General features: G+C 38.7%; 21 protein-coding genes. 10 read left to right on the top strand and 11 right to left on the bottom strand.

All coding sequences use genetic code 11. The annotated features are described in order from the left end of the window. From H9I37_RS08695 to rpe, 7 genes are all read right to left on the bottom strand, one after another. On the bottom strand, nt 1-825 hold the full coding sequence (locus tag H9I37_RS08695; RefSeq protein ID WP_187382179.1) for a segregation and condensation protein A: 825 nt from the start codon (nt 823-825) through the stop codon (nt 1-3). Continuing rightward, nucleotides 791-1357, bottom strand: coding sequence for a 2-amino-4-hydroxy-6-hydroxymethyldihydropteridine diphosphokinase (gene folK, locus H9I37_RS08700; protein WP_187382181.1), 567 nt, complete (start codon nt 1355-1357; stop codon nt 791-793). The genes H9I37_RS08695 and folK overlap by 35 nt, the downstream gene beginning before the upstream one ends. A 12-nt stretch (nt 1358-1369) precedes the next feature. Further along, nucleotides 1370-2476, bottom strand: a complete 1107-nt coding sequence (gene recA, locus H9I37_RS08705) for a recombinase RecA (protein ID WP_187382183.1) — start codon at nt 2474-2476, stop codon at nt 1370-1372. Between the two features lie 237 nt (nt 2477-2713). Continuing rightward, a complete protein-coding gene (locus H9I37_RS08710) occupies nt 2714-3814 on the bottom strand; it encodes a tetratricopeptide repeat protein (RefSeq protein WP_222864197.1) in 1101 nt (366 codons plus the stop codon). Between the two features lie 5 nt (nt 3815-3819). Continuing rightward, entirely contained in the window at nt 3820-5061 is a 1242-nt protein-coding gene (locus H9I37_RS08715) for a hypothetical protein (RefSeq protein ID WP_187382187.1), read from the bottom strand. Next, on the bottom strand, nt 5045-5959 hold the full coding sequence (locus tag H9I37_RS08720) for a tetratricopeptide repeat protein (RefSeq protein ID WP_187382189.1): 915 nt from the start codon (nt 5957-5959) through the stop codon (nt 5045-5047). The genes H9I37_RS08715 and H9I37_RS08720 overlap by 17 nt, the downstream gene beginning before the upstream one ends. 16 nt (nt 5960-5975) lie before the next feature. Further along, entirely contained in the window at nt 5976-6605 is a 630-nt protein-coding gene (rpe, locus tag H9I37_RS08725; RefSeq protein WP_187382191.1) for a ribulose-phosphate 3-epimerase, read from the bottom strand. 281 nt (nt 6606-6886) lie between these two features. Between rpe and H9I37_RS08730 the strand changes: the two genes are divergently transcribed. Genes H9I37_RS08730 through H9I37_RS08740 form a run of 3 tightly spaced genes read left to right on the top strand, consistent with a single transcriptional unit; the run spans nt 6887 to nt 11589 of the window. Then, on the top strand, nt 6887-7819 hold the full coding sequence (locus H9I37_RS08730) for a tetratricopeptide repeat protein (RefSeq protein WP_187382193.1): 933 nt from the start codon (nt 6887-6889) through the stop codon (nt 7817-7819). Between the two features lie 51 nt (nt 7820-7870). Further along, on the top strand, nt 7871-10588 hold the full coding sequence (gene greA, locus H9I37_RS08735; protein ID WP_187382195.1) for a transcription elongation factor GreA: 2718 nt from the start codon (nt 7871-7873) through the stop codon (nt 10586-10588). A 41-nt stretch (nt 10589-10629) separates the two neighbouring features. Further along, nucleotides 10630-11589 (top strand): MBL fold metallo-hydrolase, encoded by a 960-nt coding sequence (locus H9I37_RS08740; protein ID WP_187382197.1) that lies wholly within the window; start codon nt 10630-10632, stop codon nt 11587-11589. An 18-nt stretch (nt 11590-11607) separates the two neighbouring features. Here the strand turns inward: H9I37_RS08740 and H9I37_RS08745 are convergent, their stop codons facing one another. Genes H9I37_RS08745 through hisH form a run of 3 tightly spaced genes read right to left on the bottom strand, consistent with a single transcriptional unit; the run spans nt 11608 to nt 14274 of the window. After that, nucleotides 11608-12816, bottom strand: a complete 1209-nt coding sequence (locus H9I37_RS08745) for an OmpA family protein (RefSeq protein ID WP_187382198.1) — start codon at nt 12814-12816, stop codon at nt 11608-11610. Next, nucleotides 12813-13589 carry an imidazole glycerol phosphate synthase subunit HisF gene (gene hisF, locus H9I37_RS08750; protein ID WP_187382200.1) on the bottom strand — a complete coding sequence of 259 codons (777 nt, stop codon included), beginning with the start codon at nt 13587-13589 and terminating at the stop codon, nt 12813-12815. Before hisF ends, H9I37_RS08745 begins: the two co-directional genes overlap by 4 nt. A gap of 58 nt (nt 13590-13647) precedes the next feature. Further along, on the bottom strand, nt 13648-14274 hold the full coding sequence (hisH, locus tag H9I37_RS08755) for an imidazole glycerol phosphate synthase subunit HisH (protein ID WP_187382202.1): 627 nt from the start codon (nt 14272-14274) through the stop codon (nt 13648-13650). A 70-nt stretch (nt 14275-14344) separates the two neighbouring features. Here hisH and H9I37_RS08760 point away from each other — a divergent pair, with 70 nt between their 5' ends. The 7 genes from H9I37_RS08760 (at nt 14345) to H9I37_RS08790 (ending at nt 23761) form a co-directional block, all read left to right on the top strand. Beyond that, nucleotides 14345-14590, top strand: a complete 246-nt coding sequence (locus tag H9I37_RS08760; RefSeq protein WP_187382204.1) for a hypothetical protein — start codon at nt 14345-14347, stop codon at nt 14588-14590. Nucleotides 14591-14628: 38 nt separating this feature from the next. Further along, nucleotides 14629-16278, top strand: coding sequence for a RecQ family ATP-dependent DNA helicase (locus tag H9I37_RS08765; RefSeq protein ID WP_255422527.1), 1650 nt, complete (start codon nt 14629-14631; stop codon nt 16276-16278). Nucleotides 16279-16415: 137 nt separating this feature from the next. Then, nucleotides 16416-18179 (top strand): Mur ligase family protein, encoded by a 1764-nt coding sequence (locus H9I37_RS08770; RefSeq protein WP_187382206.1) that lies wholly within the window; start codon nt 16416-16418, stop codon nt 18177-18179. A 60-nt stretch (nt 18180-18239) separates the two neighbouring features. Continuing rightward, nucleotides 18240-19370 (top strand): D-alanine--D-alanine ligase family protein, encoded by a 1131-nt coding sequence (locus H9I37_RS08775; protein WP_187382208.1) that lies wholly within the window; start codon nt 18240-18242, stop codon nt 19368-19370. Nucleotides 19371-19508: 138 nt separating this feature from the next. Continuing rightward, on the top strand, nt 19509-20447 hold the full coding sequence (locus tag H9I37_RS08780) for a 3-hydroxyacyl-CoA dehydrogenase (protein WP_222864198.1): 939 nt from the start codon (nt 19509-19511) through the stop codon (nt 20445-20447). Nucleotides 20448-20602: 155 nt separating this feature from the next. Further along, nucleotides 20603-22072, top strand: a complete 1470-nt coding sequence (locus H9I37_RS08785; RefSeq protein ID WP_187382210.1) for a peptidylprolyl isomerase — start codon at nt 20603-20605, stop codon at nt 22070-22072. Continuing rightward, nucleotides 22073-23761 carry a 6-hydroxymethylpterin diphosphokinase MptE-like protein gene (locus H9I37_RS08790; RefSeq protein ID WP_187382212.1) on the top strand — a complete coding sequence of 563 codons (1689 nt, stop codon included), beginning with the start codon at nt 22073-22075 and terminating at the stop codon, nt 23759-23761. Between the two features lie 58 nt (nt 23762-23819). On the opposite strand, the gene lepA is transcribed toward H9I37_RS08790, so the two are convergent. After that, entirely contained in the window at nt 23820-25622 is a 1803-nt protein-coding gene (gene lepA, locus H9I37_RS08795) for a translation elongation factor 4 (protein WP_187382214.1), read from the bottom strand. Nucleotides 25623-25650: the final 28 nt, after the last annotated feature.

The following is a 25650-nucleotide window of genomic DNA, read 5'->3' on the forward strand; positions in this document are numbered from 1 at the left end:
CTAATTTGACGTCAGTTCATCTTCGCTTGGCAAATAACCCAAGTTATCTTCTCTTACACATATTTTTATATCACCAAAAAGCTTATTTTGAAAGATGGTAATCATCTTAAATTTTACAGCTTCAAGGATTGCCATAAACGCACAGATAACGTCCATTTCGTTTCCGGTCCGTGTAATCAAATCTGTAAAAAGGCATTCTTTTTTTTCTTCCAGGAGTTCATTCATCAAAGTGATTTTTTCGTTGACAGAAATTTCCTCGTACATATTGAGGATTTTTTCATTCGAATACTGGTTCATGATTGACTTGAACGTATCTTGCATTTGCTGCAATAAATCCCAAGTGTCAATCTCTTCCCAGATATTTTCATTTTCATCAAATGGAAGCACTCTCTGAATTTTTTTGCGTTCAAAGTTCCATTCAGATTCATCTTCTTGCTCTTCCATAAGCAAAGAAAGTTTTTTGAATTTCTGATATTCGATCAACTTATCTACTAATTCCTGACGAGGGTCTTCTTCATCTTCATCATCATAAGCAACTTCAACAGGAAGCAGCATGCGGCTTTTTATGTATATAAGTTTTGCAGCCCAACTGTAGAATTCTGAAAGGTCTCCGAGATCTGTTTTTACTGCATAATCAAGGTATTCAAGATACTGTTCCGTAATCTGAGCAATAGGAATATCATAAATATTTACTTTACTTTCACGGATTAAAGACCACAACAAGTCGAGTGGTCCCTCAAATTCTCCGGCTTTGTAAGCATGTTTTGCAAATGTTTCGGTTTTAGTTTTTTTAGCTGTTGCAACTGTAAAGTCGTTCTGTTCCATTTTCTACCGCCTTCGGGAATTCAGATATTTTTTGAATTCCATAACCCTTGCCGTTTTCCTTTAATTTGGCAAGGTATTTTATATATCGTTCTCTGATAATTTCATCGGCAGAATCTGTAAAAATCTCAAGTGCCGGAATTAAAACAAATTCTCTTTCGTGCATCCTTGCATGTGGGATTTGTAATTCATGAGTATTGATTTCTTCGTCACCGAACAGCTCAATATCTATATCTAATGAACGAGGTCCGAATCTGAGTTCTTTTGAACGGTCACGCCCATATTTTTCTTCAATTTTATTTATTGTTTTTAAAAAAGAAAAAGCGTCTACATCGTCTTCAACGTAGCCAACGGCAGCAGAATTATAAAAATCATCTTGATCTTCAACATACATCGCTTTTGTTTTGTATACATAAGAAAACCGAACATCTTTCATAATTTTGCGGAGCTCAATTCCAGCAAGGAAAAGCAGCTCCGCAGGAGAAAAACCGTTGTATGTTTTGTTAGATCCAAGTCCCAATAGAACGCGTTTCACTTACAAACACCGCTACATATCAAGTTTTGGCTGAGCGCCGTTTTCTTCAGCAGCAGTTTTTGCTTTCTTTTTTTGGTCTTTACTTTCGATTACCTGATCCGGAAAAACAAGAGCTCGAACTTTGGCTTCAACTTCAGCAGAAACTTTTGGATTAGTCTCAATAAAGTTGACAGCATTTTCTTTACCTTGTCCAATTTTTTCTTCGCCCATTGTATACCATGCACCGCGTTTGTCGATAATTCCGTGCTTTACAGCAGAATCGAGCAAACTTGCAGCCCATGAAATTCCTTTTCCAAAATAAATATCGATTTCACACTTTCTAAACGGAGGCGCAACCTTGTTTTTTACAATCTTAACTCTTACACGGTTTCCAACAGCATCGTCGTCACCTTTTCCTTCAATAGTCTCTATTCGCCTAATTTCAAGCCGAACAGAAGAATAAAACTTCAATGCCTGTCCACCAGTCGTAGTCTCAGGGTTACCGAACATAACGCCAATTTTCATACGAATCTGATTGATGAAAATCACTATACAATTCGATTTCCCAATAATCGCAGTTAACTTTCTCAAAGCTTGGCTCATCAAACGCGCCTGCATACCCATAACAGCGTCGCCCATTTCACCCTCGATTTCCTTTTCAGGAGTCAAGGCTGCAACGGAATCGACAACAACAACGTCGACAGCACCGCTTCTCACCAAGTTTTCTGTAATCTCAAGAGCCTGCTCTCCCGTATCCGGCTGGGAAACCCACAATTCATCAATGTTGACACCAAGGTTTTTAGCATAAACAGGATCAAGAGCGTGTTCCGCATCAACAAAAGCAGCAACTCCACCGAGCTTTTGAGCTTCAGCAATAGCGTGCAAAGCAAGAGTCGTCTTCCCCGAACTTTCAGGACCATACATTTCAATAACCCGCCCGCGCGGATAACCGCCGATTCCAAGAGCTTCATCAAGCAAGATAGAACCCGAAGGTATAACTTCAATTCCCGAAACGTTGGCTTTATCGCCAAGCTTCATGATAGCACCCTGACCGAACTGTTTTTCAATCTGAAGACGTGCAGCCTCCAGCGCTTTCATTTTCTCCGCAGTATCCATTGGAGCTGAACTAACATTTGACATACTGCCACCTTCCTCCCAAATATAATATGGTCATCTATTTATGATTTTTGACAAAAATTTACAAATTTTTATAAGAAAAATGGAAAACTTTCAAAATCAATTTCGACACATTCTACATAATTATAAAAAAATAAGGAACACATAAAAAGGAAACGTATTATAAAATTTGAAACATAATCTTTACATTTCAATTATATTTTGCAGTGGCAGCGACAAACCCATTTATAATAAAAAAAACTAATTATGAACACTCTGATAAACAGCTCGTCCTTTCAGAACAACACTTCCGTCCTGCATCATAACTTTTCCAAGTATTTTTACCGGTTGACTTCCGTCTATAACAGGAACAGAATCGAATTCAACTTTTATAGTGCCTTCATATTTAGAAAGAGTCTGGTCACCAACAAGCAAATCACAAGAATAAAAACCGTTTTCATTTGTGACCGCATTTGAGATTTTTCCACCCCACACTACCCAGCAATCAAGGTAAAGTGCGGAATTTGACAAAACATCGGAATAAGACGGAACATCAGTGATAGAGTCAAAATCAGGGATTTCAAAATACCCCATCAATATGCGAGCTTTTTGCTTGATAGCAAGAGAAGCGTCTGAATTCAAAATTACATTCACTTCAATTTGAGCAGCATTGTCTCGGTGATTTTGAAAATACATAAGAGCATCATTGTAGCGTTTCGTTATCTCTTTATTTGAAAGGATGTATTTGTAAGATTGAGTTGTCAAATCTTTTTCTTTAGCGTCAGTTTTTTCATCTAAAGAAAGTTCAAGGCGGCTCAAATCTACGCGTGGACCTCTGTAATTCCCGGCCTTTGAAAATTTTGGAAAAAAGATAAGCGCAAAAATGGCACCAATCATACATGCGATGATTGGAATTGCAGTCAGCAAAATTTTATCAGGATTTGGACCTAACGGCGGATAAAATTGCTCTATTCTGCCGGTGTCGACCCAACGACATATCGTATCGTAATCACCGTGAAGTCTTATAAACTCCATTGCGTTAGCTGCCGTTTTATTCTGAGGCTCATTTTCTCTTATTTCAAGGTAGTATTGAAGAGCGCGTGCAGTGTCTCCACGTCGCAAAAAAATTGCAGCCTGCCCGAGCAAAAGCCGTGTTTCCGTAAGCCTTATTTTCCTTGCCCTTTGGAAATACGACGAAGACGAACCGATATCTCCTACATAAAGACATGCAATGCCAAGAATAAGATAATATTCAAAATTTCCTTCATAGATATCTGCACGAGCTTCGAGGCGTTTGATGGCGGTTGCAAAACGCCTTCTTTTCATATCCTGCCACGCAAGGCTCAACACATCTTTCGCCATAAAAATTATTGCTGCCTCAATGCTTCAAGGATTGCATCTAACTCTGCGTTAAGCTGTAGAAGTTCTTCTCTGTTTATATCAGGTTTATTTTCTTCAAGCGATGCTATTTTATCGAGAAGAGCCTGAACATATTCAGGAGAAAGCTGTTCCTTTCCCAGTTTTTTTACAGTAAAATCTACGCTTTCCGAAACTTCAGGCTTAGAAGGAGTTATCTCGAGCACATCAGCAGGTTCACCCATTTTTTGCGTACTCTGAACTTTTGTTTTTTCAGTTTCTTCATCTTCAAGATATTCTTCGTGAAATAAATATTTATCGCCATTCGGTTTTCTTAAATCAGAAGCGAGCGCTATATAAAACACATTTTTAGAAGTTTCGAGAGGAGCTATTTTTGATTCTTGCCAAATTACACCTACAGCAGAATTGTTGTATGAAAGAACTGTATCAAAAGCTCTGTAACTCAGCATGTCCGGTTCCCAGCTCCTCTTTTCTAAAGTCGAATAGTTTGCAAGAGCGACAAGAGACGGGGCTGTGCAGTCGCTGCCGTCAAACAAAAGCTGCATCGATGCCAACTCATTTTTTGACAAAACCCATTTTTGATTTTGCATAGTCCTGAACATAACTTCATTTTTGACAGGCATCCCATCTGAAGTGTAAAAATGATATTTATCAGATTCTCCGAGCACAGTATCTAAAATCGCCTTCAAAGAAAAAGTCTCATTTTTTTTCCCTTTATTTGTTATCGTAGCAGTCACTCTAATCATATCGTCATCGCCGGGAGTTTCAGAAGGGAAGCAATACATATCAACAGCGACATCTGCTACTTTTGGAATATTGTATAATAGCCTTATCGCATTTTTCCCGACAAAAGATTTTGTGTAAACACCTGAACCGGCTGTCAATTTATAGATTTTTTTTGAAGTTTTCAGATACAACGATGTCGATGTATATTCGTTTGAAGACGACAAAACTGAAACATCTTTATTGTCGTCGTTGATAACTCCGATGTTGAACGTCCCGAGGTGAGGTTTTGTCTTAATCCGAATAATTCCGCTTTTGAGACGATTGCCTTCTTTCGCAGACTCAATCCAGCTTGTGTAATTTTTATCTTCGGTATTTTTGTCATCCTGTTTTACGGCTTCGTTTTTAACTTCGCTTTTTTCAACGACATCAGCCGATTTACATGAAACAAGCCCAAATAAAATTGAAATGACAGCTGTAGAAAACAATAATTTATTTTTGCTCATCATTTTCCTCACTTTTTCCCTGATTTCGCTGATTAAGAATTTTCTGCGCTTCTTGGGCTTTCTTTTTCAATATTCTAATCTGCTCCGTCCGTTCATCGTAAGGCTCCGACTCAGGCACGTCAACTTTTTCCGCCGCTTTTTCAGCTTCGAGAGACGTAATTTTTGACTGAAGCTCTGCTATTTCAGCTTCAAGTTGTTCATTTTTAGATTGCGCTTCAACAAGCCTTTGTTTTGTCAAATCTATTCCTTCAGAATTGTAAAGCCTAAGCTGTTTTTCATACTCTTCTTTTGCAGAAAGATATTCTTCTCCAGTCTGTTTAAGAAGATAAAGAAGTTTTTCTTCACGAGTGCGCTGCAAAATCGTATCGATCCTGTATTGTGCAGCCGACGTCTTTGGAGAATCTGGATATTCCGTGACGATTCTGACAAAAATCTGCTCCGCTTCATCGTATTTATAGCATGCAAAAAGAGACTCGCCAATATAGAAAAGAGCATACGAATACAGTTCATTTTTTTCATTTTGATGGCAAAAATCGCTCAAAGTTATTATCGCTTTTTCATATTCACCGAGATTGTATAAAAGTTTTCCTTTTTGATAGCAGATGTACGGATAGTAGATTGTGTCCGGAAAATTTTCAATGTATATATCGCAATCTTCGAGGGCGCTTTTGTAATCAGAATCGTACACTTCAGATGTAATCAGCATATAATAAACGTCAGGATTTAAGTTTTCGGGATAATAGACAGCTTTTCGCAGCATAAATTTTGCAGACTGCCAATCTCCTTCGGCATACGCTTTGCAACCTTCAACAAAGGCAGAAACGGCAGATTCAGATGATGCTGCAAAGATAGAAAATAAAGCTGACAGTGTAAGGATCGCCGCCGCGATAATTTTTTTCATAAAAAGCTAAACTCCACTAATTCCACTTGAGGCTTCCGTTAAAAAATGAGGAACCGGAAACAATTACATCGGCACCGGCATCTAAAACAGTTTTTAGGGTATCATTATTTATGCCGCCATCTACAGAAATTAAATAATTGTAATTGTGTTCCGCTCTGATTTTTTTCAGTTCTGCCACCTTGTCTGCACAAGATTCAATAAATTTCTGTCCACCCCAGCCCGGATTTACAGTCATCACTAATATAATATCGGCATATTCAAGGATTTCCGACAGTGCAGATACGGAAGTTCCCGGACAAATTGAAACGCCTGCCTTTAATCCTCGTTCGTGAATCATCTGAATAAGACGGTGAGAATGCGCAGTTGCTTCAATATGAAAAGTAATCCAATCTGCGCCGGCATCTGCAAATGAAACAATATGATTTTCAGGTTTCTCGACCATAAGATGTACGTCAAAAGGAAGTTTTGTCAAGTTTCTAATTGAACGAACGACAGGCTGACCGTACGTGATTTCAGGTACAAAATGGCCGTCCATCACATCGATGTGAACTACAGAACCGCCGTTGTTCTCTATTTGTTTGATTGCACTTTCAAGATTGCTAAAATCAGCAGATAAAAGTGACGGAGCTAAAACTGGAGTTTTCATTTGTAAGTATTTTAACAGAAACAAAGCGGATTTTCAAGAAAACAGACTGATATCAGTCTACAATCTGGCACATCACTTGTAGCTTATTCTAGTCCATATAATTCATACCTCCATTGCAAGAGACAAAATCGCTTACGGATTAGTTAAAAATACACAAAATAAAAAAAATACTTGACAGATTCAAACGTTAGATGTATAAACTTTATCCCAAAATTTTTATTTTTGTATATTTTTTGATTGACTAATAAACTCGTTTTTGTATAAAATTGAATTCAGACCTTATGGAGATTCAAACGAAAGACAGCTTAAAAGATGCTCTGAACTTTTTAAAGCAAGGGAATCCTTTTGAAGCACAGAGAATTATAAGTACCTTATTTGAAACTGAACTGGAAAATAGGGAACTTATATACACTAATAAGTGCTGTATCTTTTGGATTGATTCCATTAAACGTCTGAGAGAAATTGAAGACTCTTACGAGCGCAGCGAAAATATTCTTTTGGAATGGAAAACTTTTCAGCATTACATTTCAAGGGAAAACAGCTGTTTTGAGCCGGCATTGATTGCGGTTCAGCAGGGATTTTTTACAAACGCTCTCGCCGAGTTCAACAAATTACTGGAAGAAAGAGACCCGCAACAGAAAGCAGAAATCTATCGAAAAGCGGGAATTTGTTACAAAAAACTTGGAGATTTTGAGAACGCAAGGGTTTTTCTGACAGAAGCAAACAAAATCTGCCCGAATCTTGCTTCGGTTATTGCGGAACTTGCAGATTGCTATTCTCTTTGCGGAGATGACAAGATTGGGAAAGTCCTGTTCAGGGAAGCATTTTTTAATGACCCCGACAGCATTGATTTGGATTTTCTTGATTCGCAGCTCATAAAGTGCCTTATTGAGCGGACAGAAAAAAAAGGTTATTCGGGAAAAGAACTTCGATACTGGATTCCGATTTACGGCGTCCTCAGCGGAGTTTTCAATATAAAACGAGAGTTGACTTCTCAGGAAGTCGCCAGACTAAAAAAAGACATTTTTGCATTGGAAAACGAGATAAATGACCCTTCGTGCAAGAGCGAAATTCTTGTTCCTCGTCTGCTAAATTGTTATTTCTGGCTTATGGATCATTATGACTTAGCAAACGAAAATCAGGCTAAGATTAGTGAAGTTTTAGTAAAGATTAAAATTTTGGATTCTTCCATATACGAAGCATATACAAAATAGAAAACTTTAATTCAAAATCAAAGGGAGTTTTCCAATTTTAAGGAGATTAAGATGGCAGATTTAATTCAGTCAATTCAGGACATGTTGAAAGAAGAAACATGGACAAGAGCGACAATTAGCAATTACACTCAAAACAATCTAAAAGAACTTGCAAATATCGTTGAGCAGGCTCGCAACGAAAACTGCATAAAAGATATACAGGCTGTTTGTACAGAACACCTAACACATTCAAAAGACAGTATCATAGCACTTTACATCTGCGGAATTCTTGATTTGCAGAAAGGGTCAATCGACAACTCTAACCTCATGACTCTTGTTGACATTTTTCAGAAAAACCACAAAGAAAACATCGTGACTTACCTTTGTGAAAGCATTCTCGAAGATGATCCGAATAACAGGTTTGCACTTAGAACTCTCGCGCAAAGTTATCTCGCAGAAAACAATGAAAAAGTATGGGGACTTTATGAAAAAATCGTAAAAATCGATATTGAAGAAGCAAACCTTGCTAAAGTCCTCGCTGAGCATTATGAAAATGCCGGAAACAGAGAAAACGCTATAAATTATTACAAAAAATCAATTATCCGCTTCATAAACAACGGAAATTATAACGCCGTAAAAGAAGTTTGGACAAAACTCGTTCAGTTCATTCCTGAAAAAATTGAAACATTTCAGATGATTCGCAGCAAAATTGCTAAAATGATGGGTGAAATAAAAACAACTATCTTGATGCAAGAACTCTACGACTGGTACGAAAAAAATAAAAAATGGGACACTGCAATCATGATTCTAAAGCAGAATCTTGAGATTGATCCTAAAGATGACTGGGCTCGCAAAAAGATAACGGAATGTTTCCGCCAAAAATATGCTAAACATGCCCGTCTCAAAGAGTACATTGATGCATCTAACCTTGAAAAAAATTACCGCGACGTTTTTGTAGCTATAAATGACTTTGAAAAACACATAGCTTTTGACAAAGGCAACTACATTTTCCACAGAAACTGGGGCGTTGGCGTAATAGGAAAACAAGATAAAGACAATCTTTATATTTATTTTGGAAGAAAAGATGACCCACGTCAGATGAAGCTTTCAATGGCTGTGACGGCTCTTAAGCCTCTTTCAAAAGATCACATCTGGGTAAAAAAAGCGACGATGAAAAAAGATGTTCTTTCAGCTGAAATCAAAAAAGATCCTGCAAAAGCTCTTGAAATTATCATCAAGAGTTTTGACAACAACTGTGATTTCAAACGCATAAAAGCGGAGTTGTATATTCCTGATAATCCGAACGCTTCGATTCTCAAACAAGGCGAATGGACTTCATGGAGCGCAAAAGCAAAAAAAGAGCTGGCGACAAATCCTAAATTCGGGGTAAATCCAAACGACAATTCAATGTACATAGTCCGCGACGGAGAAATAACTCTCGGTGAAAAACTTTCAAGCGAATTTAAAGCGCAGAAACAGTTTTTTGCACGCGTAGACATCCTCATGAAATATTTTGAAGAAGATGAAACCGACAACTCAAGCGAACTGTTTACAGAAATGTATTCATATTTTACAGGCTTCCTCAACAATATTTCCAAAGTTACAGAGCAAGTTCTTGCATCTTACCTCATCGTAAAACACATAAGCGCAATAGACAAAAATCTCGCTTATCCTGTAAAAGAGACTTTTGCGGAAATTTATAACAGAATCGAAGATCCTAGAGAAATATACACTCGTCTAAAAGATTCTAAGAATACAAACCTTCGCGAAGAATTCCTCGCTGCAATTAAGATGCTTCCTGACTGGAACGTTCAGTACATAAAATTGTTCCCTACAGTTCTGAACGAGAAACTCCTTAAAGAACTAATCGACAACGGCTATACGGAAGATTTACAGAAATTTGTAAGGACAGCGTTTGACATGTACAAAGATTATCGCGAAACTGTCCTCTTTTTCTTTGAAAAATGCCGAGAAAAAGAATGGTATAAAAACGCCGATATTTCTCTCGACAAGCAGATAATCACTATCATCAACATTATTGAGCTCACGTTCCGCGAAATCAACAATCATGTAAATTCAACGGAAAACAAGAAAATCAACAAGAATGCAACATCGCTTCTCTTTGATAACCCTGATGTATTTGAATACATGTTCGGCGGTTCCGAAGACTTTGTAAAAAAGATGTACACTCTGATCGACGATATCGTTGATTTCGATCCTTCATATAAATCTGATGCGCGCAACAAGATTTTATCTAAATACCCGGACTTTAAGTTCCGCGTCGCTTCTGAAGAAAAATCTTTGCAGCCAAAAGGTATGATTGTAACTTCTAAAAAACTTGCAGAAAAGAAAGCCGAAATCGACAATATCAAAAATGTTGAACTTGAAAATAATAAAAAAGACCTTGCCGACGCAAAGGCAAAAGGCGACTTGAAAGAAAACGCAGAATATCAAGCTGCAAAAGAGCGAAAGCATTATCTAGAGCACACTCTTGCAAAACTTACAGAAGAACTCAACAGAGCTGTTATCTTTGACCCGACTACAAGCACAACATCTTTTGTCTCATTTGCAACAGTTGTTACAATGCACAACAACATTGATAATAAAGACGAAGTGTTTACAATTCTCGGTCCTTGGGAATCTGATCCGGAAAACAATGTGATTTCTTACATGTCACCATTTGGAAATGCAATACTTGATAAAAAAGCAGGCGATAATGTCAAGTTCACAATCAATGAACATAAATATGACTACACAATAAAAAATATTGCAAAGGCAAAGAATATCTAGAAATCTGATTTAAGATATTCCGGCAAAGCAAAAGGAATCAAATGGATAACATTTCGGCAAAGATAATAGAATTAGCGTCTGGAGTTTATGTCATACCTGGAAACACGAACGTAGGTGTTATAATAAGCGGTGACTCTCCGGAAAAAGAAATTTATCTTGTTGACTCCGGCTGTACAGAAATTGATTCGGAGTACATTCTTGACGTTTTGACTGCTTTTTTTGAGCAGCAAGGATGTACTTTTAAACTTGTAGGGCTTTTGACAACGCACTCACATCCCGACCACTGCGGCGGACACAATTACCTAAAAGAGCACACAGGAAGCCTTATCTATGCAGCAAAAGGTGAACAAGGAGCTATGGAAACTCCAATTGTTCAAAGTGCTGTTCTCTGGGGCGGCTATCCTCCTCATGAACTTCGCACACTTTATTTTAAACCGGCGCAGACTTTTGTGGACAAAATTATTTCTGAAAAATTAGAAATTGATATTTCCGGCGGCAGAAAAATCAACTTTATAGAGCTCCCAGGTCACACAAACTCAAGCATGGGCGTCATAATAAGCGATAAACGAGGAAAAAAAGTTATTTTTGCCGGAGATGCGATTTTCCCACGCGACGAAATCGGCAGGTACTGGATCCCTTTGATCATAAACCCTGACGAATTTATGCAGTCTCTCGATAAACTCTGTGAAATTAAAAACGTCGACTGGTGTATTCCAAGCCACGGCGATTTTCTTAGAAAAAACATAAACGAAGCTGCGGAGCTGAATAAAATTGCAATACTTTCTACAAGGATGTGTATATTAAACGCTCTAGAAAGCGGGAAAAAGATGACTGCTGACCAGCTCGTAAAATATGTTGCCGATAAAAATTATTTAGAAATGACAGTCAGCCAATTCGCACTGATAAGTTCAACAGTGCGTTCATATATCTCCGTCATGCACGATGCCCACGAGATCAAGTTTGAGATGAAAAACAATATGCTTTATTTTTACAAAGCATAGAGATTTTAGAACAGTATTTTAATCCATGATTGTGATTTCGACACGTCTGTTTTTTGCACGCCCCTCTTCCGTTGCGTTGCTTGCGACTGCTTCGCTTGAGCCTTTTCCCTGAGTATAAATGTGTTTTTTATCGCGGACTCCAAGCGACTCAAGATAATTTGCAACGCTGTATGCTCTCTGTTCGGAAAGCAGTTTCCGTGATTTTTCGGAACCTCGATCTGCACAATGCCCCGTAATCAACAGATCATTTGAGAACTCTTTTAAGATTTCAGCGATTTTTTCAAGTTTCTTCTTTTCCGACGCCCTGAGGATATTCGAGTCCGGTTCAAACTGAATTGCGTCGAGGCTGATTGTAAGACCTTTTTCGCCGCGCTTTACAGAGACGTTGTCGAGTTTCATTTTTTCGACAGAATCCTGAACTTTTTTTATGTTTTTGTCGTCGTTCACTGAATGATATTCTATAACTTCACCTTGAGAAATCCCGTGATAAAGATACTCATTTCGCTTTATATCATACATTTTGATTTCAAATTCTTCTTCATAGTGTGAAAGCTCGCCTTTTTCGTTGTCCCAAAACAACTTTTGTTTTGCATAACCAAATGTCTTTAGATAAGTCGAATTGCGGTACGAATTCTTTCTATATGATTCATCATTCAATTCGTAGTAAACTTCTATTATCTGAAGCGCGCTTCCTGAAGAATTGTCGTCGTCGACATAAGTATAAGTCGCAGTAAAAGGAATCTCGATTGCATCCGTCATCTTAAAAAGCTGGCGGCAGTCGTGTACTTCAAGACCTTTGCTATTCCACGATTCACCTATTTTTACAGGATAATCAGGGAAAGAAGGAACGTTTCGAACTGTTGGCAAAAAAGCGTTATCGGAATCGTAGAGCATTCCTGATGTTGTCCTTTTTATGTTGACATAATCTTCTTCGTCGAGTTTGTAACTTGAACCAAAAGAGCTGTTTGTCTCCTGAGTTGTCATGTATTTTGTATTGAGTTGCGCATCTTCGTTTTCAAATACATCGACTACAGTCGTAGAAGTTCTGTTTACAAAACGAGTGTAATTTACCCTATATCCGTTTATGTATGCTTCTTCGGAAACTGTAGAAACGTGCGAAACCGAATCTCCTTTTTTGTGCTTAAACTTAAAAAGCACGGAATTTTCTGCGGCAATGGCAAAAAATCCTAAAGAAAATAAAATTACAGCGACAAACCTTTTCATCATGATTCTCCTTGTGTTCTGACTGGAACTCCCATCGCACCAAGCTCTTTTTTTATTCCATCGACTGTGTATTTTTTGCTGTGAACCATTGTCGCAATGAGAGCTGCATCGGCTTTGCCTTCAGTAAGGACTTGAGCAAGATGTTGAGGTGTCCCGCCGCCGCCGCTCGCAATCACTGGGACTGAGACATTTTCAGAGATCAGTTTTGTCAACTCTATATCGTAACCGTTTTTAGTTCCATCTGCATCCATTGAGTTTAAAACAATTTCACCAGCGCCGAGTTTCACGCATTTTTTTGCCCATTCAAGAGCATCTAATCCGGTGTCTACACGACCACCGTTTATTGTTGTGCCGTAACCGCTTGGTTTTGAATTGTCGCTGCGAACGTCCATCCCAAGCACAATGCTTTGATTGCCAAAAACGCGTGCGCCTTCTGTTATAAGATTCGGATTTTTTACAGCCTGACTGTTCAGCGAAACTTTTTCAGCGCCTGCTAAGATTGTGGAGCGTATGTCGTCGATTGTTCCTATTCCGCCGCCGACACAAAACGGGATGAAAACTTGGGAAGCGACTTTTGAAATCAGCTCGAGAATTGGACCGCGTCCTCTGGCAGAAGCCATGATATCGTAAAACACAAGTTCATCTACGCCCTGTCTGTAATATTCTGCTGCCATCTCAACAGGGTCTCCAATATCGATATTGTTTTGAAACTTCACACCTTTTGTGGTGCGACCGTCTTTTACGTCAAGGCAAATAATTATTCGTTTTTTCAGCATATATTTCCTTATTCAGCGGCGACTCTAATAAAAGCGTCCCGCATTCCGCATCTCAAAATCATGTCAAATTACAGAAATTTTCGATTATCTTCAATCCTGTTTGCCCGGATTTTTCCGGATGGAATTGACATGCGAATATATTGTCTTTTTGAATTACCGCTGGAACTTTTATTCCATATTCTGTGTACGCTTTTACAACGGATTTACAAGTCGGGCAAATGACGTATGAGTGGACAAAATAAACATCGGAATTGTTTTGAACACCTTTTAAAATCTGACAATCGCCATTTTCAAAAGTAATATTATTCCAGCCAATCTGCGGAACTTTGATTTTTTGTTCTTTCATTCCCGGCTCTATCGAATAAAAATGTCTGATATTTCCTTCAACAAGTCCAAGACAAGCCGCATTTCCTTCTTCTGTTTTTTCAAATATTATCTGAGAACCGACGCATATCCCAAGCAATTTTTTCCCATCTGCCACTTGCTTTTTTACAAAATCATCAAATCCACTCGCTTTGAGCTGGTTCATCGCGTAAGAATCGTCTCCATCTCCTGGGAAAATAAATTTGTCGCAATCTTTTAACTCTTCTGGATTTTTTGAGCTAATATATTTAATTTTAAGATAATCAAGAGAGCGTTCAAGGCTTGTGATATTTCCAGCATTAAAATCAATAATTCCAGTCATAAACTGATTATAGAAGAAATTGGTGTGATTCGCAACTAAACATCACAGCCCATTATTCCGATAAAAAGATATGTCGTTCAAAGAATATTTTTCGCTTATTTTTAGCGTTTTAAAAGATTTTCGCGTAATAGGCACAATTGCCGTTATGATAATTGTGATTGAATTTGCGAAATTTGTGACAACTTATAAAAAAAAGCCGCCTAGACCAAGAAAACGAAAAGCACCGAAATCTTCTCCACCGCAAGCTCCTGAAGAAAAAAAAGAAGAAAACGCTGAATCCGAAGAAGAAGATAAAAGCGCTTCTAAAACATCGTAAACTTCCTAAAATATCACATCTGTGACCATTATATATGTATGGAAACACAGACAGAAATTGAAAAATTGATTGAAAGCGTTGAAGCTCAAAGTGATGATTATGTTGCATTTACCGCTCATGATAATTTTGGAATCAAATACATGTATCCGTGGCAGAGACTTGTAGTTGCAAATATACTCGACGCATTTGAGTATCAAAAATCGAAGCGTATAGAAAAAAAATCTGATGATAATTACGGCGGCGCTGAAGATTTAAGCGATGATGATTCTTGCTGCAAAGGGCGTCAGATTGTGCTTTTGCCTACAGGAGCCGGAAAATCATTATGCTTTCAAGTTCCTGCCATTTTGCTTGATGGTCCGACTTTAGTTATTTACCCTCTTGTTGCGCTAATGGCTGACCAGCAACGGCGCATGGAAGAAGGAAATCTCGAATGCGTCGTTTTTCGCGGCGGTCAGACTGAGGAAGAGCACAAAACAAATTTTCAGAAAATCAAAGATGGCGCTAGAATAATCCTTGCAAATCCTGAAGTTTTGCAAAGCGAAAAACTGCTTGAACAGCTTGCCCTTACAGGCATCAGCCACATTGCGATAGATGAAGCACACTGCGTTTCCGAATGGGGAGATTCTTTTAGACCGGCTTATCTTGAACTCGGTAAAATAATCAAAAAGATTGCTCCGCCTGTTATAACAGCATTTACAGCGACGGCGTCGCCTCTTGTGCTTTCCAGAGTTGCGGAAATTTTATTCGATGGCGAAGCTCACATTGTAAGAAGTGAAAGCGACCGTCAAAATATCCACTATTTTGTCCGCTATACGTCAGCTAAGAAAAAAGAAGCTCTCGTGCTCGCAAAAGAAGAACTCCGCCCTATGATTATTTTTTGCGGAACACGAAACAAATCGGAAGATATGTCTCATGAATTAAATATATGTTTTGGGCACGGAACATCGCGTTTTTATCATGCAGGCCTGACAAAAGAAGAAAAAACGGAAACAGAACAGTGGTTTTACAACAGCAAAGACGGCGTTTTATGTGCAACATGCGCATACGGAATGGGCGTTGATAAAAAAGATATAAAAACTGTAGTTCATCTTGAAGCGCCTGCAACGGCAGAAGCATACATTCAAGAAGCAGGGCGCGGAGGAAGAGACGGAAGCGTTGCAAAAGCGATACTTTTATGGAGCCTTCAAGATTCATTGGATTATTCTGTCTTTGACAAAAATTCCCGGCAAGCATCGATTAGAGAATTTGCAGAAACGACTGAATGCCGCCGTCAAGTTCTGCTAGACGCACTTGGTGCAGAAAAAGCAGTTTGCAGCGGCTGTGACATCTGCAGCGCACGTGAAAAATACCATAAAGCAGACAACCTACCTATAATAAAAAAAATAATGTATCGCCGCAAACTTGAAAAAGCAAGATATGTTGCAGATTGGCAAGAGACGTATTCAATCGTAAAAAAGAACCGCAATTTTTACAGTGAAAACGATATTGAAAAAGAGCTGTTTCAAAAACTCAACGCAAAAGACAGAAAATCAGTTGGCGTAAATATTTGGACGCATGGAGAAAGCGCTCAAATTGTAAAACAACTAAAAGATAGCGGAAAAGTAGAAGCAGATAATTTTTTTTGGAAAGGAAATTTGCGGATTAAAAAAGTCAAAAAACTTCAAAATGAAAACTTCAAAATGAGCTGACATAAAATCCGAATGTTGTCGCAAAATCCGAATGCAGCGGCAAACTTGAATGAGCGCTCGCCTCGTAAACAAAACCTCTAATTTCAAATACTATGCGACTTCTTCACTTAAATCAAGATAAACGTTATAATCTGGCTATGACTAAGTTGCTTTCTCAATTGCTTCCGGCTTTTAAAAATACAATCGTTGCAGTCGACGGTTCTGAAATTACAGACCTTTCTGAAATAAACGACATTCCGATTTCCAACCTTGTTTTTGATTCTCGTGAAGTTTCAAAAAATTCTCTTTTTTTTGCACTTCCGGGCACGCATACTGACGGAAACCTTTTTATAGAGCAGGCGATTCTTGCAGGTGCAAATGCTGTTGTTTTTCAAGGGGAACTTTCTCCTTCTCAAAAAAAAGATGTTGCAACTGCGATAATAAAACGGACGATCGAAAACGGACTTTCAGATGAAAAGACAAAATTTGCTCCAGTTTTAATAAATGTCCCGGACTCACGTTTTGCAATGGCTCCGGTTTCAGCATGTTTTTATGACAATCCGTCTGAGCGCTTAATCGTAATCGGAGTTACTGGGACTGAAGGAAAATCTTCAACTGTGAGTTTTATCTGGCAATATCTTCGGGCATGCGGTTACAAAGCTGGATTTATATCGACTGTTGAATATTCTTTTGGCGACGATGCTCTTCCGAATCCTCAGCATCAGACAACACCGGAGTCCCCTGTTATTCAACATCACTTAAATGAAATGCTCCAAAACGGATGCACTTACGCAGTGATTGAATCTTCTTCGCACGGGCTATCTTCAAAATTAAACAGATGTGGAAACATTATCTTTGACTGCGGAGTTTTTATGAACGTTACGCTTGAGCACCTTGAGTTTCACAAAAACTTTGAAACTTATCGCAGTGATAAGGCTAACCTTTTCAGAATGCTCGATAAACATAACCATATAAAGACAATTGCCGGCGAAAAGAAAAAAATCAACTCTATCGGCGTTGTAAATCTTGAAGACCCTTCCGCAAAATATTTTATTGAAGCTACGAAAAAAAATGTTTACGGTTTTACGACAGGTGGGAAAGCAGGAAAATCGGCTGCGGAATCTGGAGCAAATGCAATTCCGCTCCCTGAAATCCCAAAAAATCTACGCTATATGAAAGGACGAAATATCGCCTCGGCAACGTATGGACTTACGTTCGACATAGACGCAGACGGAACTTCGGCATTTTATCCTGAGAATTACGACGCAGTTATTCCGCGCGAGCACACTCATTTTTCAGTTCGCGCAAATCTTCCAGGAGCATTTAATGCATACAACATCATGGCATCGATCATCGCTGTAAGCAGTGTTACAGAACTTCCGTTTGAAAAAATAGCTGAAAAAACCGGTGAACTGACGCCGATTAAAGGGCGGATGACAGTTATTGACGAAGGTCAGCCGTTTGAGCTAATTGTAGATTACGCTCACACTCCTTCAAGCTTTGAAACAATATTTCCTCCGCTAAAAAAAAGATGCAGCGGGCGAATGTTTGCATTATTTGGGAGCGGTGGCGAACGAGACCTTACAAAAAGGCCTCTTCAAGGGCAGATTGCGGCGAAGTTTTGCGACGTTGTAGTCCTTGCAGATGAAGATCCGCGCGGAGAAGACCCTGTAGAACTTCTTAAGATGATCGCAGAAGGAGCTGAAAAAGAAGGAAAAGTTATCGGCGAAAATCTTTTTATAATTCACGACAGGCAGCAGGCAATCCGCGAAACTTTCAAAATGGCAGGAAAAGGCGACATCGTTCTTTTGCTCGGAAAATCACACGAAAACAGCATAATCTACAAAGACCATGTAATGCCATACGATGAGATTTCAGAAGCAAAAAAAGCGCTCAAGGAACTAGGGTGTTCGAGGAACTAGAGTGCTTACCAACTCGGAATAAAATAAAATTAAGACTATAAGTATAGGGGAAATATAGAAATGAATATTTGTGTAATATATGGCGGACGTTCGGGTGAACATGAAGTCAGTTTGGTTACCGCAGCAGCAATCACGCGTGGTATAGACAAAAGCAACCGCGTTATACTGATTGGAATCACTAAAAACGGAAAATGGTACCTCCAAGAAGATTCCGAATACGAACGAATATGCAAAGATGATAAAGCATCGTTTGTAATTAAGACCGATGAAAGTAAAATTGTAAGCCTCGTTCCCGGTGCAAAAAAAGCATCTTTTGTTGTAGAAGGAAAGCCTCTTAACGTTGATGTTGTTTTCCCTGCCCTTCACGGAACTTATGGCGAAGACGGAACAATACAAGGGCTTTTTGAAATGGCTGATATTCCATACGTTGGCTGTTCACATACGGCATCGGCAATCACTATGGATAAAGAAAAAACAAAAATGATATGGCAGAGCGTGGGGCTTCCTGTAGTCCCTTATGTCTGCATAAAACGCTGTGTAGTGCTCGACTCTGTTGTTTATGATGCGGTTATAGAAGACACAGAAAAAGAACTCGGATATCCGATGTTTGTAAAACCGTGCTGTGCAGGAAGTTCAAACGGAGCGTCTAAAGCATCAAACAGAAAAGAGCTTTCATTTGCCATAATGGAAGCATTCGAGTGGGACGACAAAGTTTTGATTGAAAAATCTATCAATGCGCGCGAAATAGAATGCAGCGTTACAGGAAACTCAGTTACTTATCCGGCAGACAGCGATATTGAAGATGTAGTTGCATATATTCCTGGAGAAATAATTCCAACTCACACTTTTTACGATTTTGATGCAAAATACAACGACCCTGACGGCGCAGAATTTTTGATTCCGGCTGCTCTTTCAGAAAACGATTTGGAAAAAATCAGAAAAACCGCGTGCGCTGCCTACAAAGTGCTCGATACGACAGGACTTGCCAGAGTTGATTTTTTTATTGAACGCAATACGAAACAAGTTTATCTCAATGAAATCAACACAATGCCGGGCTTTACTCCAATCAGCATGTTCCCAAAACTCTGCGATGCAGCCGGGCTAAAATTCAACGCTCTCATAAAGCTTTTAATAGAAGAAGCAATCGCACGCTATGAAGCAAAATGTAAACTTGTCACAAACCGCACATAAAGCACATAAAGATTGAAGTCAAAAATGCTGGACTAAAACAAAAGGTGCATTTAAAATATAGCGAAAACGTTTTTTTGCAAATTTCGATTTTGGAGTTTGCCATCAAAAAATCTGAAAAATAAAATATGGAGTATAATTATGAAGAAAATTGTTGTTGCCGGTGGCGGCGTACTCGGAAGTCAAATCGCTTTTCAAACAGCTTATTGCGGTTTTGATGTCACAATCTGGCTGAGAAGTCAGGGAAGTATTGGAAGAACTCAGCCGAAACTTGATAGCGTGAAAAAAAAGTACGAAGCCGCTGTTGAAAAAATGGCTTCGGATGGCGATAATCCTAGAGCTTGGAGTTATGGGCTTGCCGACAAAGAAAATTTCAACAAAGAAGAATGCCTCGCAAAAATCCAAAAAGCGTATTCGGGAATAAAGATTGAGCTTGATTTACAAAAAGCAGTTGCAGATGCAGATTTAATAATCGAGTCGATGGCGGAAGACAAAAAACAAAAAATCGATTTTTACAAAAAACTTGCACCGTTCACGGAAGAAAAAACGATCGTCGTTACAAATTCATCGACTTTGCTTCCTTCAGAGTTTGCAAAATTTACTAAACACCCGGAAAAATATCTTTCTCTTCATTTTGCGAACGATATTTGGTACTGCAACACCGCAGAAGTTATGGCTCAGCCGATAACCGATAAAAAATATTTTGACGCAGTGATTGAATTTGCAAAAGAAATCAGAATGGTTCCTCTTCCTGTTCACAAAGAAAAAGCCGGTTATCTTTTGAATTCAATGCTCGTTCCATTTTTGAGTGCCGCTATGGATCTTTACGCAACCGACATTTCCGATCCTGAGAGTATCGACAAAGCTTGGACAATCGGGACAGGAGCTCCAAAAGGACCGTTCCAGATTCTTGATATCGTCGGGCTAACTACAGTTGCAAACATAAACAAGCGCTTTGAAAAGATTCCGTCATTCCTTGCGCCGTTTAATTTCAAAGCGATAGGAAAAATGCTCAAAAAATACATTGATGAAGGAAAACTCGGTGTAAATGCGGGCGAAGGATTCTACAAATATAAGTAATTTTAAAGCAAAAGCAACGATTATTGTAAAATCGCTTTAGTGACGCTAAAGATTAGCACTGTATTTCAACACGCTAAAATTATCGCTGGACTTCACATAGATTATGTGATAATATTAGCCCACTATTTTAAAATTAATAAAACAAGGACTTCATAATGAAAAAAAATATTGCATACACAATTGGTTCAATAATTGTTCTTTTGATCAGTGCATTTTGTTTTATTGCACTTCCGGCTTTTACAGGCAATAGTTCAAATCAGCAAGGCTACGAGACATACGGAAAATACGGCAAAAAAGCAATCACAAACGAACCTGAATCTATATTTACAGACTACGTAAACCGCTACGTACAGCTTTATCAGCAATACGGACAGCAGATTGATCAGTCGAGTTACTTTAGAATCTTGAACAATGCTTTCAACGCAACAGTTTTAAATTACGCTTATAAAGATGAGGTAAAATCAAGTGGCTATGTTGTCCCAAAATCTGCCGTAAACAGACAAATTTTGCCATATTTTTACGATGAAAACGGAAGATATTCTTCTAAACTTTACAAACAGACTCCAGATAAAACAAAAGCAAAAATCGTAAAGTCTACGGAAGATTCTTTGACAGCCGACCGCTTTTATTCCGACAACTTCGGCTCAAGCTCTGAGATGATTGGAAATAATTCGCTTTTTGGACTTAAAGTTGCAGAGAATGAACTGAACTTTGTTGCAGATATGGATACGGAACGACGCGGATTCAGCATGGCTCTTTTTCCTATGGGCGATTATCCATCATCTGAAAAAGCAAGTTTTGGAAAAGCTCACGCAGAAAAATTCAACAAATACGACATGTCGGTTATCACAGTTGAAGATAAATCAACGGCATCGACTGTCGTAAAACGCATCGCCAATAAAGAGCTGACATTCGAAGACGCAGTTTCCGAATATTCAGATAAAAAATACTCTGACACGCAGGGAAAACTGACAGGTGCTTATCAGTATCAGATTGAAAACATCCTTGAAAACAAAGACGATTTTGAAAAAGTTTCTTCAACAGCTAAAGATGACGTAAGCGAAGTTATTGCGACAAAAAGCGGCTTTTCAATTTTCAAAAATAACGGTCCTGTTGAAAAAGCCGATTTCGACACAGAAGTAAGTCAGCAGGCTGTTTACGCTTATCTTACAACTTACGAAAGCACAGTGATAGAAGATTATTTTACAGATAAAGCTATTGCGTTTGTTGCAGACGCAATGAAAGGTAATTTTGAACAAGCGTGCAAAAAGCATTCAGTAAAGAGCTATACAATCGCTCCGTTCCCGTTGAACTATGGAAACTTGAGCATCCTTGGTAAGCTCGACACATCTGTTTCAGGACTTTCAAATGCCGATTCAAATGAAAACTTCCTAAAAACTGCTTTCACTCTTAAAAAAGGAGAAATTTCAAAACCGATAGTTTTGAACAACAACGTAATCGTCCTTAAATATACAACTTCGGAAAATAAATCGGCAGAATCTCCAGACGCTAACAAAAGCCAGTTTGCGAGTTATGACGAAGAAAGTGCCCGTAACAGTATTCTTTCAAGCAGCAAAGTTAAAAACAACGTTATGAGCGTATATTTCAATTCCATGATAAAATAATTGCAAAACACTTCTATAAATCAAAAGCCCGGTGTTGTTCAAACTTCGCTGGGCTTTTCAGTTTCATATCAAAATCGCCTTCTCTATTCAAAATACAATCCTTCAAAATCTATCATTCAAACAGTAAACAGTCTGCAGATTTTATCTGGTACGATTGTATTATGTTTTTCACCTCTTTTATGCTATGGACTCAAAGAGCTTTATGAGAAATTGCCTGAAAACTGTATTTTGTTTTTGTGCGAAAATGACATGGAACTTTATGATTTCACTATCGAAAACCTAAAAAATTCAATTCTCTTTGATTTTGATAAAAAAGTAATAAAATTTGTGCCGCAGGAAGAATTAAGCAATCTGCCCGACACTGTTTACGATTTAGCTTCAAGTGGTCTTTACAAACGGACAGTCAGAATCGATTTTTCGGCAGGAACTCAGTTTCACACAGATTTCTACAATCAGCTTTATGATGCCTGCTGTGAATCAATTATGACTTTTTGGAAAAACAGAATCACGTTGACGAAGTTTGGAAGGCGCTATTCTAAAGATTTGTTCCAAAATTTAAAAATACTCGGGGAAACAACTCCTCTCGTCTCTTATTTTAACACTGTCGAAAAGCCTATATTGGTTTTTGGGGCCGGCGAAAGTCTTGATATATTTTTAGAAGAAAACAGCCATTTTGATTTCTCAGATTATTTTATTTTGTGCGCAGACACTGCGATGCAGCCGCTGCTAGCGAGAAAAATTGTCCCTGATGGAGTTTTCATTGAAGAATCACAGCAGATTATAACAAAGGCGTTTATCGGGATACCTCAAGATGTTCACGTATTTGCAGGATTGTCGGCTATTTCAACAATCAGCAGAATTACAGATAAAAAAAATATTTCTTTTTTTGCGACTCAATATGCGGATGCAATTTTTTTTGAAAAACTAAGGCAAAACGATTTTTTCCCGCCGGTAAACGCTCCTTTTGGCTCTGTCGGAATCACAGCCGTCTACTATGCTCTAAAATTTCGAAAAGATGAAAATACAAAAGTTTTTGTGTGCGGGCTAGATTTTTCTTTTTCAGTTGGCAAAACTCACGCGAAACAGACAGTCGCACACGACCAAAGGCTTATAGACACTACAAAGCTCGTTCCCGTTCAAAATTATAAAGCTGCTTTTGGATTTGGAGCTGAAAAAATCAAAGGCAAAGACAATAAAACTTTTATAACGACACCGTCTCTAAAAACGTATGCAAAAATATTTGACAGCCGTTTTGAAAGGATTAAAAATCTGTTCGACGCAGGGAGATGCGGGATTCCACTTGGAATAACAAAAGAAAACCCTGTCTTTAAAAACTCAAAAAATTCAGCCATGAATTCGGAGAATGAGAAAGAAAGAGAGACAGAACAGCATTCACGCCTGATAAAAATCATTAAAAACAGATTTTCCGACAGTTATTCGGACAAGCAATGTGTTGAAATTGAAAAATATTTATCGAATGAACGCTCAGTTTTACAAAAACTCAAAAAACTTTTAACAAGCGGCACAAAACTTTCAGAAGAAGAATTAAAGCAAAAAATAACTGAAATTGCCTGTTGCAGAGAGTATTTATTTTTGCACTTTGCAGACGGAACACAGTTTGTTTATTCTCAGTCGTTTTTGAACAGAATCAGAACTGAGATAGACTTTTTCCTGAAGATTTTAGATTAGATAACGAGAGCGTAGATTAAAGTCATAAAACCGAACTGCCATGATGAAGCAGAATCTTTTAATCTTCTTTTTCTTTTAAAACCGCAAGGAACGCACTCTGAGGCAACTCAACATCGCCGATCATCTTCATTCGCTTCTTTCCTTCCTTTTGCTTTTCAAGAAGTTTTCGTTTACGAGTTATATCACCGCCGTAACATTTTGCAAGGACGTCTTTTCGGACAGGGCTTACAGTTTCGCGGGCAATAACCTGACTTCCTATAGCACCTTGAATTGCAATCTTAAACTGCTGGCGTGAAATTTCATCTTTCAGGCGTTCACAGACTTTGCGAGCACGGTCTACCGCATTTTGACGGAACGTCAGCAGAGAAAGAGCATCTACCATCTTTCCGTTTAACAAAATATCGACTTTTACGAGCTCTGTCGGTCTGTAACCTATGACTTCGTAGTCAAATGACGCATATCCTCGGCTGTAGCTTTTAAGTCTGTCGTAAAAATCAAAAAGAACTTCAGCGAGCGGCATTTCATAAGTGATTTCAACGCGCTTTGTATCAAGATACTGCATATTTGTCTGCAAGCCCCGTTTTTCCGTGCAAAGCGCCATAATTGAACCAAGATATTCGGCAGGAGTTATTATAGATGCTTTGATGTAAGGCTCCTCTGCCTCTTTGATTCTTCCCTGAGGGTATTCGGACGGATTATCGATGAACATATCTTCTCCGCTAGTGAGATGCAGAAGATATCTTACAGATGGCGCTGTGAAAATTACAGCTTGATCATAATCGCGTTCAAGGCGTTCTTGAATAATTTCAAGATGAAGAAGTCCTAAAAATCCGCATCGAAAACCGTTTCCAAGCGCAAGCGAATTATCTTTTTCATAAATGAGGCTCGCATCGTTCAGCTTTAATTTTTCCATGCTGTCTTTAAGCTCTTCATAATCGTTTGAATCCATCGGATAAATTGACGAATAAACGACAGGTTTAACTTCTTTAAATCCCGGAAGCGCAGTCTCTATTCCATTTTGAACTGTTGTGATAGTGTCTCCAACCCGAACATCGCTTACAGTTTTCAGTCCCGAGATTATATAACCGACGTCGCCAGCTTCAAGCACTCCAGTCTCTTCGTAGTTGATTTTAAAAATACCGCACTGCTCTACTTTGTAATGTGTATCGGAACTCATCATCTTGATGAGGTCTCCTGTCTTCAATTTTCCTTCCATGACGCGGACGTGAACAACGACGCCACGATAAACATCGTAATGGCAATCAAAAATCAAAGCTGCAAGTTTTCCGTCAGGATTACCTTTTGGCGAAGGAAATTTTGTCACAATAGCTTCAAGGAGTTCATCGATGCCCTGACCAGTTTTTGCAGACACAAGCTGAGTATCTGAAGGGTCGAGCCCGAGCTCATTTTCAATCTGATTTTGACATGAAGCAACATCTGCAGACGCAAGGTCAATTTTGTTGATTACAGGAACAATTGTAAGGTCATGCTCAAGAGCCATGTACATATTTGAGACGGTTTGGCTTTCAACCCCCTGTGTTGCATCGATTAAAAGCAGCGCACCTTCACAAGACGCAATTGCCCGTGAAACTTCGTAAGAAAAGTCTACGTGACCGGGCGTGTCTACAAAGTTCAATTCATAGTCGTGTCCGTCTTTAGCGTGATAAGGGATTGTGACTGCCTGACTTTTTATTGTGATACCGCGTTCGCGTTCAATATCCATATTATCGAGAATCTGGTTCACCATTTTACGGTCATCGATTATCTGTGCTTTTTGAATGAGTCTGTCTGACAAAGTCGATTTGCCGTGGTCAATGTGAGCAACGATACAAAAATTGCGTTTATATTTCATTTCAGCCATAGCTTTCCCCTGAAAAGTTATTTGTAAT

Source organism: Treponema sp. Marseille-Q3903 (genome assembly GCF_014334335.1).
Classification (GTDB): domain Bacteria; phylum Spirochaetota; class Spirochaetia; order Treponematales; family Treponemataceae; genus Treponema_D.